This is a genomic window from Embleya sp. AB8, assembly GCF_049739465.1.
GTDB lineage: Bacteria > Actinomycetota > Actinomycetes > Streptomycetales > Streptomycetaceae > Embleya.
Window position 1 is genome coordinate 86,181 of record NZ_JBMHHY010000023.1, and the last position, 12,799, is coordinate 98,979.

Here is a 12,799-nt window from a genome sequence, read left to right on the forward strand (position 1 = left end):
GCGGTGTCCGGCAGGTGCGGCGGGTGTGCGTCGAGCGGGCCCGCTCCGCTCGGGCGGCGCGATGCGAGACGGCGTCGCGTAGGAGGCAGGCGATCTCGTCGGCGGTGGGCCGGGCGCGTGGGTTCGGGTCGAGGGCGCGGGCCAGCAGCGCGGCAAGTTCCGGTAGGCGGCGGGTGGTTCCCTTCGGGGGGGGCGTGCGTGGCCTGCTGCTACGGCCTCCCACACCGGCTCACCCTGCCCGATGCGAGGTGGCGGGCCGCCGAGTGCGATGCGGATCGACTCGGCCAGGGCCCATACGTCGGCGGCCTCGGATGGTTCCGGTACGCGACCGTCGACGATCGCGCGGCCGATCTCGGGCGGCGCGTACGACGGGCAGCCGCCCGTGTAGGCCGGAGCCGCCGACCCATTCGGTGGGACCCGTCGGGTGAGCGCGCCCGAGGCCCAGTCCACGATCATGGCCGCGCGGTCGCCGGGCGCGCAGAGCAGGTGCTCCGGGCGCAGATCCCCGTGGCGTACGCCCGCGCGGTGGAGGTCGGCAAGGGTGCGGGCGCAGGCTGCGGCGTCGGCCAGTACGGCGCGGGTGGTGGCGGGGGAGCAGTCGCCCGAGTTGGGCAACGAGGCCCAGGCCGCCCGTAGATGCGGGGCTCGCTGCCACCAGGTCGCCACCCACACGACGTCGTCGCCTCTTCCGCGTGCCGCCAGGAGGGGGCGGGGCAGCAGTTCGGCGGCGTCGAGTGCGGCGATGACGTCGCCTTCGCGCGGCACGCCCCGATCCGCGCTTGTCGGCGACACCTTGAGGGCGACGGTGCCGCGAGCGCCTTCCAGCCGCCATACGCTCGATCCGGGACGGAGCTGTACGAGCACCGGCCGTTGGACGGGCCCGATCAGGACGGCGAGCGTTTCGACGACCCACGGCGGTGGGCGCGTCGCGTCGAGATGCGGCCCAAGGGCCGCAGTTGCCCAGGACGACATGAGGACACCACTCCTTGCGCAAGGCCAAAGGAAGGAGGAAGAAGGAAGGAGGAAGAAGGAGAAGAAGGAACGGACCCGGCCCGCGATCAGACCGACCGGCCCCGCACGGCCGCCCATGCCGTCGGGTGGCGGGGGCGGCGGTCAGGTTCGGGCGCGGAACTCGCGCCTTGGTACGACGGCGCCACGAGCGCGCGGGCTCACCAGGGCGTCCAGGTGGCCACTGCCAGTGCGGTGATCACCACGGCGGTCAGCACCAGACATCCTGCGAGTTCGACGCAACAGCCTTGTGCGGCACGCCATTCGCGTTCGACGTCGATCACGGGCCGAGCCGTCGATCGGATGCGCGCCGGGCTTCACGCAGGTGACGGGCTGGGCTGTTCCAGTGCGCGAACGTCCCGCTCAACCGCACGATCGGCGGGGCATGTTCGGGGCGGGCGAGCACCGCACCCGGTGCGATCAGGCGGACGATCAGGGCCATCCACGGCTGGTCGCCGGCTCCGCACGTCCAGAGCGTGCGGGCGTCGACCACGAGCATCTGGCCCGGGTGCAGGCCGATTGACGTTCCGTACCAACGCGGTCCCGGTCCGCGCCGCAGGGATACGGCCGATCCGGGTATGCGGGCGGCCGGGACCGACATTCGCCGAAGCCGGGGGAGTTGCCCGAACACGCCGCAGTGATGCCGGTAGTCGTGCCGGAGATATCCGCCGCCGGGGGTGTGCTCGGCGACACCCGCCCAGGCCGTGGGGTGTGACGTCGGGTCACGGGCGAGCAGGCACACCACGGTGATCGTGTGACGCGGATCGAGCAACAGGCCCGGCGCGTGGCCCTGTTGGTGCACCGGCACGCAACCGACGGCCCCATCTCCGCGTACAAGGAGGCGGGTCGACTCGATCGCGATATCCGGACCGAGCAGGGCGATAGGAAGCTGGAGGCCGCAGCCGCCGGTCAGGACGTCGTGTACCCACTGCTGGTGCGCCATGTGGGGTTCGTCCACCCGCGCGTCCCCGGCGGCGATTTCCAGGCCGGTGGTCACGACCCGGCTCACCAGTCGCGGCTCGAACCGGGGCTCGCACCACCGATCCACGGCATGGCCCGACGCCCCGACAGGGGACGCAGCCCGCATGGAGAGATCGATGCGATTCCACCAGGGCGACGTGGGCGGCCGAACGGGCCCGCTGCGGTCATACGAGGCCGCGACCACGACACCTTCGAGGGGACGCCGTGCCCGCGACGGTCCGGCTCCGGGAGGGCGCACGGGCAGCGCGGCCCGGTCGGAGGGCGTGAGCGGTACGAGAACTTGCGAGCGCAACACTGCATCCCCACACGCGAGTTCGAGCGAATGAAAGCGAGAGATTCCCGGCGGCAACATGCTCAGATCCGGTTCCGGATACGGAGGACCCGACCAAGTTCGCGATGTATCCGCACGGCTTGAGCCTCGGTCAGCCGATCCAGATGCCACACACCGGTCTGGCGACCGGGCCCATATTCGTACGCGAACCGCAGCCCGATGGGCCTCTCGGGATCCGGCGTCGCCACGACCGTGACGGCCCCGACGTACAGACCGTCATCGTCGCGTCCCTCGACTCCAGCGGACCTCGACCCACCCGGGGAATCGGCCGTCACCACGCGAGCACCGCCCATGCAGCCGTCGCTGTCACTGGCGCGCGCGACACCGCCGCGATGATCGCTGAGCGCCGTCCGTGGTCGCCACAGTCACCGAGTACGAAGGGCAGCAGCGCGCAGCGAGTTCCCCCGTCGGTGGCTACGACCACCACCCTGCTTCCCGCGCGGGCGAGGCCAGCTCGCACCCATGGGCTGTCGGCATGTCGAACAGTGCTGCTCATCGATTCGGATATCGCCGGCTCGACGACGTCACTGGTCGTGGGAGGCACCCGCCACCGGAGCATCGCACCGGGCTGTCGGCAGCGGGGAACGTTCGCTGCAGGCGACGGAGCTGTATCTACGAACTCGTGTCCAACAGGCGACGCCACCGGTTGATTGGGGTGAATGACCTTCATTGCCTCAGCGAACCGCGTGGAGCTGGTCCTCTCCACGGCATCGTCGCGGCACTCTTGATGCAGATCCGATGCACACGCTGGGCTACCTGGTAGTTCAGGGTGAAACAGGGAAAGGGGCCTCGGTGAGCCTCGCAGATCGGCGGAAACTCCTCGGCTACAGCCAGGAGTCCCTCGCCCATGCCCTCGGTGTCGATCGCACAACGGTGGGACGCTGGGAACGGGGAGACACCACGCCCCAGCCCCAACTTCGCCCCAAAGTGGCTGAGTTGTTGCAAGTCGATCTCAGTGAACTCGACGCGTTGGTGCTCCCGGTCCAGTCCGCTCTCAAGAGGTTTATAGGGGCGCCGTCAGGTGAACCCTCCGACTCGGAGAGCATTGACGACATGATTCGACGCGACTTCCTGCGTGCGATTACCGTGGCAAGCGCTCTGGCTACCCTTCCTGTAGAGGAGGCAGAGGCACTGGCGGAGGGGGTTCGGCGAGGACACTCGTCCGATCACCTACGGATGAACGAACACCTGTGGCAGGTGTACCTGCGTGCGCGGACCAAAGGGTCTGTGTTCCCGATCGTGCGTGATCAGCTCTCCACGCTGAGAAGTTCGCTCGAAGGCGGGTCGGCCTCCGACTTCCGGGGACTGTGTGGCGCTGCGGGTGACCTCTTCCAACTTGCGGGCGAGTTGGCTTTCGACGGAGATCGCTATTCGGAGGCCACCGCTTGCTACACACTTGCCGCAACCGCGAGCAGGGATTCCGGATCGTTCGACCTGTGGGCATGTGCACTGGTGCGGCACGCGTATGTCGAATTGTACGAACAGCGCTATCGGCAGGCGGCTCGAACGCTGCTGGGCGCAGAGCGGGTTGCACGCCGTGGGGACACCACACTCTCGACACGCCACTGGGTGGCCTGCGTGCAGGCAGAGGCGTATGCCGGCCTCGGTGACCTGACGGCCTGCGAACGCGCGCTGGATGATGCGGAGCGGGTGGCCGAACTCGACGGCCCTGGCCACAACGGCGGTTGGCTTCGGTTCGACGGTTCCCGACTCGCAGAGGAACGCGGCGCTCGCTATGTTCAGCTGGGGCGGCTCGACATGGCCGAACGGGTCTTGGTCGATGCCCTTGATCAAGCAGTGCTTGCACCCGGGCAGTCGTTCCGGCGACGCGCGGCTGTGCTTACCGATCTTGCGGCCATCGGGGCCAAGCGGCGGGATCCGGACCAGGTGGTGGCCTACGGTTGGGAAGCTCTTCGGCTGGCTCGTGAGTCCTCGTCCGGATACGTGGCCCGTAGGCTCCAAGGGCTGCTGATCGAGTTCGGACAACCGGCACATGATGATCGGATCGCCGATCTGCGGGCCGAGATCATCGCACTGAATACGGCGTGAGGAGAGGGTAGACATGTCGGAGCACGACGGGGCACGACTGTTCCGCGAGACGTGGATCTCAAGCGTGCACAAGCACTTCCCCGGCGAACCCAAGCCGGGATACGTGACGCCCTGGGACGACACTCCCGAGTGGGAACGCGCAGCCGCAGGCGCCGTGTACGAACAGGTGCGTCAGTTCCTGGACCTGAGCGAGGGTCACGCGGCCCGACTGACGCGCGAACAGAAGGGGCGATTCGTCGCCACCTGCTGGACGGCGCAGATGTTCAGGCACTTCGAAGACCCGAAGCCCGGTTACGTCGCCGACTGGCCGGACCTGCCGAAGTGGCAACAGGAAACCGACGCCGACATCTTCGAGGCGATCGAAGGCTCCCCGAACTAACCGAAGCCCCGTCACGCTCTCCTCGCCTGCTTCGTGAGTGCTGTGGCGGGGCTTTCTGCCGAATGCCCTGCGTATCACGTCTGCGGATGACGCCCGTCGCGTAGGCCGCAGACAAGGAAGACGACCTTCCGTCTGGCGTCGGCCCGTGGCGAGGCGGGCACTGCGGTGGGTATGGCGTACGGATACAACCTGTCCCCGGCCGCCGGGTGGTGGGACACGCTGACCGAACCCGTGCCCTTACCGGCAGTTTTCGGGAAACCAACTGGCCGCCATATCGCTACTCTTCGTAGTTCAGTGGCGTGTTGGCGAGAGTGGGCCGATTCGAACAGTGGGCTCTCGCGGGATGTGCCGCGGATCGGGTGGGTGGAGGTGCGGCGGGGCTGCCGGAGGAACTGTCGGGCTGCTCGTTTCACCATGTGTGGGAGCCCGCGCGGTCTCGACAGGGAACGCTGTCGAGACCACGCCGAGAGTGGCTCAGTTGGCCATGCTGAAGTCGCCGCCCACAGGGGCGGCGATCTTGTCGATGCCCGTCAGGGCGGTGAGCGTGGTGACCGGGGTGGCGCTGTCGGTGGTGGTGCCGTTCCCGAGCTGGCCGGAGCCGTTGGCGCCCCAGGAGCGCACGCTGCCGTCGCTCAGCAGCACAACGGTGTGCTCGCGACCACACGTCGCCAGCCGAATGCCGGCCAGGCCCCGCACCGTGACGGGCTTGTTGCGGGAGTCGGTGGTGCCGTCGCCGAGCTGGCCCGAGGCGTTGTGTCCCCAGGCGATGAGGGCACCGTCGGTGCCGGTCACGGCGATGCTGTGGTTGGCGCCTGCCGCGATCAGCGAGACGGGCCCGGACCCGATCGCCGTCTCGACGGGCGCGTACCGGTTCTCCGTGGTTCCGTCACCGAGCTGACCGGTTGCGTTGTGGCCCCAGGCCCTCACCGTGTTTCCGCTGCCGCCGGGCTCTCCGACGAGAGCGAGGTTGTGGTCGCCGCCGGCGGCGATCCGGGTCACCCCGGTCAGGCCGCCGACAAGGGCGGGCACGTTGCGGCCGGCCGAAGTACCGTCGCCGAGCTGGCCTTTGATGTTGCAGCCCCAGGCCCAGACGGTGCCGTCCTCGCGGAGCGCGATGCAGTGGCCGAGTCCGGCGGAGATCGCCACCACCTTGTCGAGGCCCTCGACCCGGACCGGCACGGAGGAGTCCATGTTGGTGCCGTTACCGAGCTGGCCGTGGTTGTTCCTGCCCCAGGAGACCATCGTGCGGTCGGCCAGCAGGGCCAGGCTGTGGCCGCCGCCGGCTGCGATGTCGGTGGCGGTGGAGAGGTTGACGACCTGGCCGGGCGCGTTGTGGCCGAACACGCTGCCGTCGCCGAGCTGCCCGGAGCTGTTGCCGCCCCAGGACAGCACGGTGCGATCCGTCAGCAGAGCCAGCCCGTGGCCGTTGGCGGGCCCGGCTCCACCGGCGGCGATCTTCACCACCTCGGCGCTGGTCAGCCCGAGCACGGTGGTGGCGGTGGTGCGGAAGTCGGTCCAGGTACCGTCACCGAGCTGGCCGGCACGGTTGTTGCCCCAGGACTTCACGCGCTTCTCTGCCATCAACATCTCCTCGGCAAGTCGGTGAACCGCCCACGCGCCCCACTCACGCGCATCCTCCCCGCCACGACGAGGCAGGGTCCGCGCGCCAAACCGATCTTCACTCGAATGGGGGGACTTCCCCGTGGGCCGGTTGCAGTCCCTACGGCCTCACCCGACCGTGAGAACCCCTCCCCGGCCCCTGCGCGGCTTCTCCGAGAATCGATCGGCGCGCTTCCGATGCTGCCCGTCCTGCGGGCTGGGAGCACAGGCCGGGGGTGACGCAACGTGCAACCGGCCGCCGGTGGGGAGTGGTCATGTCCACCGGCGGGGTGCCAAATCTGGCCGTTCACGGGGAAGTCCGGCCGGCCGGCCGGCCGCTGTCACCAAGGGGTGCAGCGTCGCGAAGATAGTCGTGCACTCATCAGCGCCACTCTGAGAGAACTGGACTGACATGAGCATGCCTCTGGACCCGCAAGCTCGCGCGTGGAGGAAGAGCCGGTACTCGAACGTCGATGGTGACTGTGTGGAGGGCTGTGCCCTTGACCGGCGGGCACTCGTTCGTGACAGCAAGCATCGCAGTCGCGGGTACCTGACGGTCACGGATGCCTCATGGAGCAGTCTTGTCCGGGTTCTGAAGATTTGATCCGCTGGGCGAACATGCCTTGCAGAGAGTTGATTTGATCGAATTCATTGGGCAACGGCAAGCAAGGGACACGAGTGATCAACAAGCAGCCCACCTGGCGGAAATCCACTTACAGCGGCGGCGGCGGAAACGAATGCGTAGAGGTGGCACAGATACGCGCCGCTATCGGAGTCCGCGACTCCAAGGACACCAGCCGTCGGATCATCGAGTACGACGCCACTGCCTGGTCCCGGTTCGCGGCATACCTTGTTGATCACATCGAGTAGACCGCCATCTGCTGTATCGCCGACAGATTGGGCAGCCGTGAACAGCAACATCAACAACCGCGCCTGGCGCAAGTCGCGTGTGAGTAACGGGAATCAGGCATGTGTCGAGGTCGCCCCCCTCGACGACACCACCGGCGTCCGCGACACGGAAGCCCGCCGCCGAGGACACATCGAGATCACACCCACTTCGTGGTCGACCCTGCTCGAGACGCTCAAGGGCTAAGCATCAGCCGAGCCTGTCGCCGAGCACCCGCGACCGCCCCCGCTACCCGACCACCAAACTGGATGGGGCGCGATGCATTGCGCCGCGCCCCATCCATCTACCGGGCCACCAAGAACGCGACGTGGGGTGAGCGGGCTGTGGGCGTAGTGAGGTTCGAGGTCCATCGGGGGCTGGCGGCGGCGGAGTTCGAGGCGGAGGCCGGGGCGGTCTACGCTGCGGTGTTCGCGGAGGCGCCGTACGCCAAGACGCCCGCCGAGGTCACCGCGAACGCCACCCGCTTTCGCACTCAGACGAGGAAGACCACCTTCCGCCTGGCGTTGGCCCGTGACGAGGTGGGCGCCGTGGTGGGTATGGCGTACGGATACAACCTCTCCCCGGCCACCGGCTGGTGGGACACCCTGACCGAACCCGTGCCCGTGCCCGAGGAGTTGCGCCGCGAGACCGGTGACCGCACATTCGGCCTGATCGAACTCGCCGTCCTCGCCGCCCACCGCCGGGCCGGCGTCGGGCGGGCCCTGCACGCGGCGGTCTTGCGTGGGGGCACCCACGAACGGGTGCTGCTCAACGCCCGACCGGACGCCGGCCCGGCCCAGGCGCTGTACCGCAGCCTGGGCTACCGGCGCGTGGGTGCCGCGCATCCGTGGCGCGGCGCGATCCTGCACGACGTCCTGCTCCTGGACCCGGCCGCGCCGCGTTAGAACCGGTTCCGACGGCAGGGTGCCTTGCACCGGCTCCGATTGTGAGCGAGCTGATCGGCTGATCCGGGGCCGCACTCGTCAGCTGCGACCCAACCGCCGAGCCGCTTTCCTGCTCATCGCCACCGCAAGCAGCACGGCCCCCAACGCCACCTGCTCCGCGCCCTGCTCGTCCTGACGAACCTCGAACTCGACCGCTGACAGACGATCAAGACCGAAGACAGCCGCTCACGACCGGCACGAGCACCACGAACCCCGCCACACCGGCAGCGGCACCAGCGAAAACCAAGATGGTGGATCTTCAGTGAAGATCCGACCGGACCTCGGTCAGTCGATGCCTTCGACGATGCGGAAGTCGCGCTCGACGCCGTCGGAGAGGGCAACCAGCGCCTCCTGGTAGGCCGCACTCTCGTGCGCCGCGACGGCCTGCTCGAAGCTGTCGAACTCGATCAGGAGGGTGCGCTCGGCGATTCCCGCGTCATGCGCCACGACCCGACTGCCACGGGTGAGGATCCGACCGCCCCCGGCCGCGACGGCCGGACCGGCCAGCTTGGTGTAGGCAGCCAGCTTCTCAGGGTCTGAAATGGTGCGGTAGGCGCTGACCCAGTAGCCCTTGGGCATGGAACCTCCAGTGTTGGGACGAGTGCATCTGACTTACGGGTTGGTCTCGGACGAGCCTCGGCGGCGGGCGAGGGCGGGGCTTGTCCGCGTCGTGATCGCCATGGCGCCGATGCCGACCAGTGCCGCGGTGGAGTAGGCGCTGTCGTCGGGGGAGAGGTGGCCGGGGCCGGTGCCCGCAGCGAGGATCAGGCGGGCTCCGGGTTACGGTGCAATACGCGGAACAGCGCGAGTGGCTCGTGCGGCACACCCGGCGGCATCCATCGGCGGAGCGCCCGGTCGACGTCGGCGGTGTAGGGCGGGGTGAGTGGTTCGATGCGTGGCGTCGCGACACCTCCTGCTTCGATTTTCGAATCACTATAATGCTTCGAGAATCGAAGCGCAAGGAGTGAGTATGGAAGCCAGAGCGCCACGTCCGGGTGTGCCGGTGCGGGGGTCCGAATCGGGTCGTCCGGTGATGGCCGCACTCGACCTGCTCGGACGGCGTTGGACGATGCGGATCCTGTGGGAACTGAGTCAAGCTCCGGCCGGCTTCCGTGAATTGCAGCGCCGATGCGAGCGCATGTCCTCCAGCGTGCTCAGTACCCGGATCGAGGAACTGTCCGGCGCCCGCCTGCTCGCCCTGGACGGCGACGGCTACCACCTCACCCAACTCGGCCAAGATCTTGTCGAGGCGCTGAGCCCGCTGGGCGCCTGGAGTCGACGTTGGGCCGAGGAAATGGGACCCGCGACGGCAGAAGGGCCGGAATGATCACCGCGTGGCTGGTCCGGAGTTCGGGTTCTGGGACCAGACTTGCCGGACTGTTCGGTAGTCGATCACGCGTATGTCCTCCTGCTGGAGGAGGTCGCGAGCCTGCGGCGATGTCAGGAACTCGTAGTCCGTCCGGCGCACGAGCCAGCCGTCGTCGACGGCTTGCGACTCCTCGTCGCCCAGACCGGGATGCACCGCCCATTCGTTGAGCCCGGTAGGCAGGTCGCGCAGCAGCTGAGCGTATCGGGCCGCCTTCCCTTCGACGTCGAGGGAGAAGCTGTCCAGGAAGTCGTTGTCGGTGACCGGCAGTCCGCGTTGTCGCATCGTCCGGCGCCCGGGTTCGAGCCAGACCCGGACCGCAAGGCCGTACTCCGCAGCCAGCGCTACGGCCAGGTCGAGGATGTCGTCGCTGCCGCCATCGGCCAGGCAATGGAAGTCCAGGTGGGTCGGGGCGAGCCCGGCGTCGGCAACAGTATTGATCTGGGCCCGGAACTCGAGTTCGACTTCATCGAGTCGAGCCTGGCCGAGCAGGGCCGCTCGTCCGGCGGGTGTCGGCGCGAACAACTTGCCGGCAGGATCCAGCAGCGAGGGAACTCGTTCCTTGGCAGTCAGCGGCCCCCACGGGATGTCGGGCATCTCGCACACCAGGGTGAGGTGGACGCCAAACGGGATCTGCGGCCGTCGGCCGAGCAATTCCATGGCCTTTGGCGCTGCGGGACACGGGACCATCAGACTGCATGAACTGGCGATTCCCTCTTCGACCGACTCGATCACTGCGGCGTTGATCGCTGGATACATCCCGAAGTCATCGCAGTTGATGATCAGCAGCCGAGCATCGGGCGGATGTCCCAGTAACTCACTCGACTGCTCTGCAGGCGTGCCGGCCGCACGCTCGGTGGTTTCATCCATGCCCGCAGTCTGAGACCCGGTCGGACGTTACGCACGGCAATATGACTGCTTGGACGCGGAAGCGCCGCGATTTTTCGTGAACATCCACGAGTGTCCCGTCTCAATTGATCTGGTCTGCGAGTGGTGCTGTGACCTGCGGCGACCAGATCAATTGAGACGTCGGGATGCCGAAAATCTCAAGGGATCTGGTTCCGGAAGCTGGGATGCAAGGTGTTGTCTCAGTTGATCTGGTCTGTCCCCGATGGCCGGCAACCGGTCCGGGAAAGCGAGCGCAGCAACCAGCAAGTCATGCGCCTGCTGGTCAAAGGCTACGAGCCTGATCTGCCCGACGAGGACCTGAGGGTGGCGACAGCGATCCGCGCGGCCTCCTCCGTTGGTCCGGTCCGGGAGGGCGGCGACCACGCCGGAGGCGAGGTACCGGCCTCCTGCTACCGCCGATGCCTTGAGGTCGCGGATGAACCGGGCGCCGGGTGTGTCGTCGACCGATGGTGCGTCGCCGGCCGGTGTCAGGGGAAACGTCGGACGACGGTTGGCGCGGGCGCGTCGAGGACGTCCGGGTTCAGGCGTACGCCGGTCACCGCCTCGACCAGGGCCATGGTCATCGCGGACCAGTGCTCCACGTGCGCCGGGTCTTCGTCGCCGATGGGCGCACCGATCTCGTCGTAGTCATCCGCGTCGTCGTAGTCGGGGTCGAGCCCGATGCGCCGCATGGCGTCGTTGAGCCGGTCGGGGTGCAGGCCGTATCGCTGGTCGGGTTCGAACTCGCTGAAGTACGTCCAGGTGTCGCCGTCGACGATGTGCCGGAAGCGGCAGTGGCCCAGGATGTTCCGGTTGAACACGACCACCTCCGCCCCGGCGGACAGGTCGTGCAGCAGGAGCTCCACGAACGCGTCGAACCCGTTGGGTTCGAAGGCCAGCAGCCAGTCCCCGCCGAGGGCGTGCACACTCAGCAGGTCGGGGCGGCCGTAGCGCTCGTCACGGCTCATCAGGCGCGCCGACGCGGGGTCCGCGCCGAGCCGCCGCAGCACCTCGTCGGCCGCGAGCCCCTTGACGAAGACGAGAGTCCCGTCGTGGATCCGGTCGGCGGCAGTCCCCAACCAGGCATAGACGTCGTGGCCGGGCGGTTCGTGAATGACGGTCATGCGCGGCAGGGTGCCAGCCGGCTCCGACAGGGCCCACGCGGGAGATGGATACACGACGATCGACGCAACTGGGAGGAAGGACCCGTACACCGACACCAGGCGAGCCGGAAGGGCTGGGACGCCAGGGCAACATCGGCAGGATCGATGTCCGGAGCCATGGCCGCCAAGGGGTGAAGCCTCGCCTCGAACAATGTGGCGGACCAGATCATCCGAGACGAGAAGCGAATCGGACCCGTTCATCTGAGATTGGGACCGGATCAACAGAGACGGGACAACGAGCTTGCCGATCACCGACTGCCGGCACAACTGTCCTGTGTCATCGAACTTTGAGCGCGTGCCATCGAACTTTGAAGGACGCAAATTCGTGTCATCGAAGGTTGATCACGCCTCAGCAGGGGCTTGCCGGGCGCCTCGGGCACAGGCCAGAACCTACGAGAACACCTACATCGGCCGACCTGTCGGCGGTGCCCCCACCGTCAACGACGAGGCCGACGACGTCCGTTGGATCGAACCGGCGACCCTGGACCGCTATGACATCCACCCCAGCATGCGCCGGCAGATCGGCGACTACCTCGCGGGTACCTATCCCCACCTCGGCTGAGCCACAAGCAGGGCCTGCGCCCGCGTGTCCGCCGCGAAGATCTCGGGCGACGCCCGGCGGATGAACCGCCCCACCACGCTGTCCGGACCGTAGCGGCTTGCGATCTCCGCAACGCGTTCGGAAGCGCGTGTCCGGTTGCCATCCGGAGTCGTCGTCATGTCACAGTGCACGAGTGCATCCACGAGGCGTGGATCCGCCGGCAGCGGAACTCTGACTCCAACACCGCACGTAGACCGCGCTCTTCGGCCTCCAGAAGGGCGAACGAATGGTTCGCCACAAGCCGCCCCAACTGATCGTCCGCCGAGTGCCGGTCACGGAGATGGCGCGCGCCGTCGAGCGGATGGAATCCGATGATCGCCGGCCTCGGTGCGTACCCCACGTCATGCAGGATCGCCGCAGCGGAGAGCAACTCGGCACGGTCACCCAGTACCTCCGCGAAGTCGCCTGCGCGGGCCGTGACACCCTGCGAATGCGCCCACCGCCGAGGAAGTGCCTCCCCCAGCTCCGCCTCCGCCACCTCCCATGCCCATTCCACCAGTTGTGCGCGCATGTAAGCATGTATGCCCGAAGGCGGTGTCCGAATCGCCACGCGTCGGGTGCCCGTGTCGGGCTCACGCAGGGCCGCTACTTCTTGGTCCAGTTG

The 12,799-nt window shown here is 67.9% G+C and carries 13 protein-coding genes and 3 pseudogenes; 9 read left to right on the forward strand and 7 right to left on the reverse strand.

The features are described 5' to 3' along the window. Positions 1-1,169: 1,169 nt before the first annotated feature. A complete protein-coding gene (locus tag ABIA38_RS31115; protein WP_424642215.1) occupies positions 1,170-1,292 on the reverse strand; it encodes a hypothetical protein in 123 nt (40 codons plus the stop codon). Further along, positions 1,289-2,017 (reverse strand): hypothetical protein, encoded by a 729-nt coding sequence (locus tag ABIA38_RS31120; protein WP_424642216.1) that lies wholly within the window; start codon positions 2,015-2,017, stop codon positions 1,289-1,291. Before ABIA38_RS31120 ends, ABIA38_RS31115 begins: the two co-directional genes overlap by 4 nt. A 1,041-nt stretch (positions 2,018-3,058) precedes the next feature. On the opposite strand from ABIA38_RS31120, the pseudogene ABIA38_RS31125 reads away from it, so the two are divergent. The 3 genes and pseudogenes from ABIA38_RS31125 to ABIA38_RS31135 form a co-directional block, all read left to right on the forward strand. After that, positions 3,059-3,280: pseudogene (locus ABIA38_RS31125) on the forward strand (helix-turn-helix transcriptional regulator); the annotation flags it as partial. A 216-nt stretch (positions 3,281-3,496) separates the two neighbouring features. After that, complete coding sequence (locus ABIA38_RS31130; RefSeq protein ID WP_424642292.1) at positions 3,497-4,369, forward strand: transcriptional regulator; 873 nt, start codon at positions 3,497-3,499, stop codon at positions 4,367-4,369. A gap of 13 nt (positions 4,370-4,382) precedes the next feature. Further along, on the forward strand, positions 4,383-4,748 hold the full coding sequence (locus ABIA38_RS31135) for a hypothetical protein (protein WP_424642217.1): 366 nt from the start codon (positions 4,383-4,385) through the stop codon (positions 4,746-4,748). Positions 4,749-5,222: 474 nt separating this feature from the next. Here ABIA38_RS31135 and ABIA38_RS31140 read toward each other — a convergent pair whose 3' ends face one another. Continuing rightward, a complete protein-coding gene (locus ABIA38_RS31140) occupies positions 5,223-6,329 on the reverse strand; it encodes an RCC1 domain-containing protein (RefSeq protein WP_424642218.1) in 1,107 nt (368 codons plus the stop codon). Between the two features lie 436 nt (positions 6,330-6,765). On the opposite strand from ABIA38_RS31140, the gene ABIA38_RS31145 reads away from it, so the two are divergent. From ABIA38_RS31145 to ABIA38_RS31160, 4 genes are all read left to right on the forward strand, one after another. Next, positions 6,766-6,951 carry a DUF397 domain-containing protein gene (locus ABIA38_RS31145; RefSeq protein WP_424642290.1) on the forward strand — a complete coding sequence of 62 codons (186 nt, stop codon included), beginning with the start codon at positions 6,766-6,768 and terminating at the stop codon, positions 6,949-6,951. A 74-nt stretch (positions 6,952-7,025) separates the two neighbouring features. Further along, positions 7,026-7,217, forward strand: a complete 192-nt coding sequence (locus ABIA38_RS31150) for a DUF397 domain-containing protein (protein WP_424642219.1) — start codon at positions 7,026-7,028, stop codon at positions 7,215-7,217. 37 nt (positions 7,218-7,254) lie between these two features. After that, positions 7,255-7,440 carry a DUF397 domain-containing protein gene (locus tag ABIA38_RS31155; RefSeq protein ID WP_424642220.1) on the forward strand — a complete coding sequence of 62 codons (186 nt, stop codon included), beginning with the start codon at positions 7,255-7,257 and terminating at the stop codon, positions 7,438-7,440. Positions 7,441-7,577: 137 nt separating this feature from the next. After that, the gene (locus tag ABIA38_RS31160) at positions 7,578-8,138 is read left to right on the forward strand and encodes a GNAT family N-acetyltransferase (RefSeq protein ID WP_424642221.1); all 561 of its coding nucleotides are present in this window, start codon (positions 7,578-7,580) and stop codon (positions 8,136-8,138) included. Between the two features lie 324 nt (positions 8,139-8,462). On the opposite strand, the gene ABIA38_RS31165 is transcribed toward ABIA38_RS31160, so the two are convergent. Next, complete coding sequence (locus ABIA38_RS31165) at positions 8,463-8,756, reverse strand: DUF1330 domain-containing protein (RefSeq protein ID WP_424642222.1); 294 nt, start codon at positions 8,754-8,756, stop codon at positions 8,463-8,465. Positions 8,757-9,147: 391 nt separating this feature from the next. On the opposite strand from ABIA38_RS31165, the gene ABIA38_RS31170 reads away from it, so the two are divergent. After that, positions 9,148-9,504, forward strand: a complete 357-nt coding sequence (locus ABIA38_RS31170) for a winged helix-turn-helix transcriptional regulator (protein WP_424642223.1) — start codon at positions 9,148-9,150, stop codon at positions 9,502-9,504. Here ABIA38_RS31170 and ABIA38_RS31175 read toward each other — a convergent pair whose 3' ends face one another. Both ABIA38_RS31175 and ABIA38_RS31180 read right to left on the reverse strand, forming a co-directional pair. Then, positions 9,505-10,413 carry a polysaccharide deacetylase family protein gene (locus ABIA38_RS31175; RefSeq protein ID WP_424642224.1) on the reverse strand — a complete coding sequence of 303 codons (909 nt, stop codon included), beginning with the start codon at positions 10,411-10,413 and terminating at the stop codon, positions 9,505-9,507. Positions 10,414-10,919: 506 nt separating this feature from the next. After that, the gene (locus ABIA38_RS31180) at positions 10,920-11,555 is read right to left on the reverse strand and encodes a DUF6461 domain-containing protein (protein ID WP_424642225.1); all 636 of its coding nucleotides are present in this window, start codon (positions 11,553-11,555) and stop codon (positions 10,920-10,922) included. A 430-nt stretch (positions 11,556-11,985) separates the two neighbouring features. Between ABIA38_RS31180 and ABIA38_RS31185 the strand changes: the two are divergent. Continuing rightward, a pseudogene (locus ABIA38_RS31185) lies at positions 11,986-12,156 on the forward strand (NUDIX hydrolase); the annotation flags it as partial. On the opposite strand, the pseudogene ABIA38_RS31190 reads toward ABIA38_RS31185, so the two are convergent. Next, a pseudogene (locus ABIA38_RS31190) lies at positions 12,138-12,706 on the reverse strand (HD domain-containing protein). The pseudogenes ABIA38_RS31185 and ABIA38_RS31190 overlap by 19 nt on opposite strands. Positions 12,707-12,799 lie beyond the last annotated feature (93 nt).

Bases quoted from the DNA above. Each gene is read 5' to 3' on its own strand.
- ABIA38_RS31130 (WP_424642292.1), top strand. From the start codon at position 3,497: ATGAACGAACACCTGTGGCAGGTGTACCTGCGTGCGCGGACCAAAGGG.
- ABIA38_RS31135 (WP_424642217.1), top strand. From the start codon at position 4,383: ATGTCGGAGCACGACGGGGCACGACTGTTCCGCGAGACGTGGATCTCA.
- ABIA38_RS31140 (WP_424642218.1), bottom strand. From the start codon at position 6,329: ATGGCAGAGAAGCGCGTGAAGTCCTGGGGCAACAACCGTGCCGGCCAG.
- ABIA38_RS31145 (WP_424642290.1), top strand. From the start codon at position 6,766: ATGCCTCTGGACCCGCAAGCTCGCGCGTGGAGGAAGAGCCGGTACTCG.
- ABIA38_RS31165 (WP_424642222.1), bottom strand. From the start codon at position 8,756: ATGCCCAAGGGCTACTGGGTCAGCGCCTACCGCACCATTTCAGACCCT.
- ABIA38_RS31170 (WP_424642223.1), top strand. From the start codon at position 9,148: ATGGAAGCCAGAGCGCCACGTCCGGGTGTGCCGGTGCGGGGGTCCGAA.
- ABIA38_RS31175 (WP_424642224.1), bottom strand. From the start codon at position 10,413: ATGGATGAAACCACCGAGCGTGCGGCCGGCACGCCTGCAGAGCAGTCG.
- ABIA38_RS31180 (WP_424642225.1), bottom strand. From the start codon at position 11,555: ATGACCGTCATTCACGAACCGCCCGGCCACGACGTCTATGCCTGGTTG.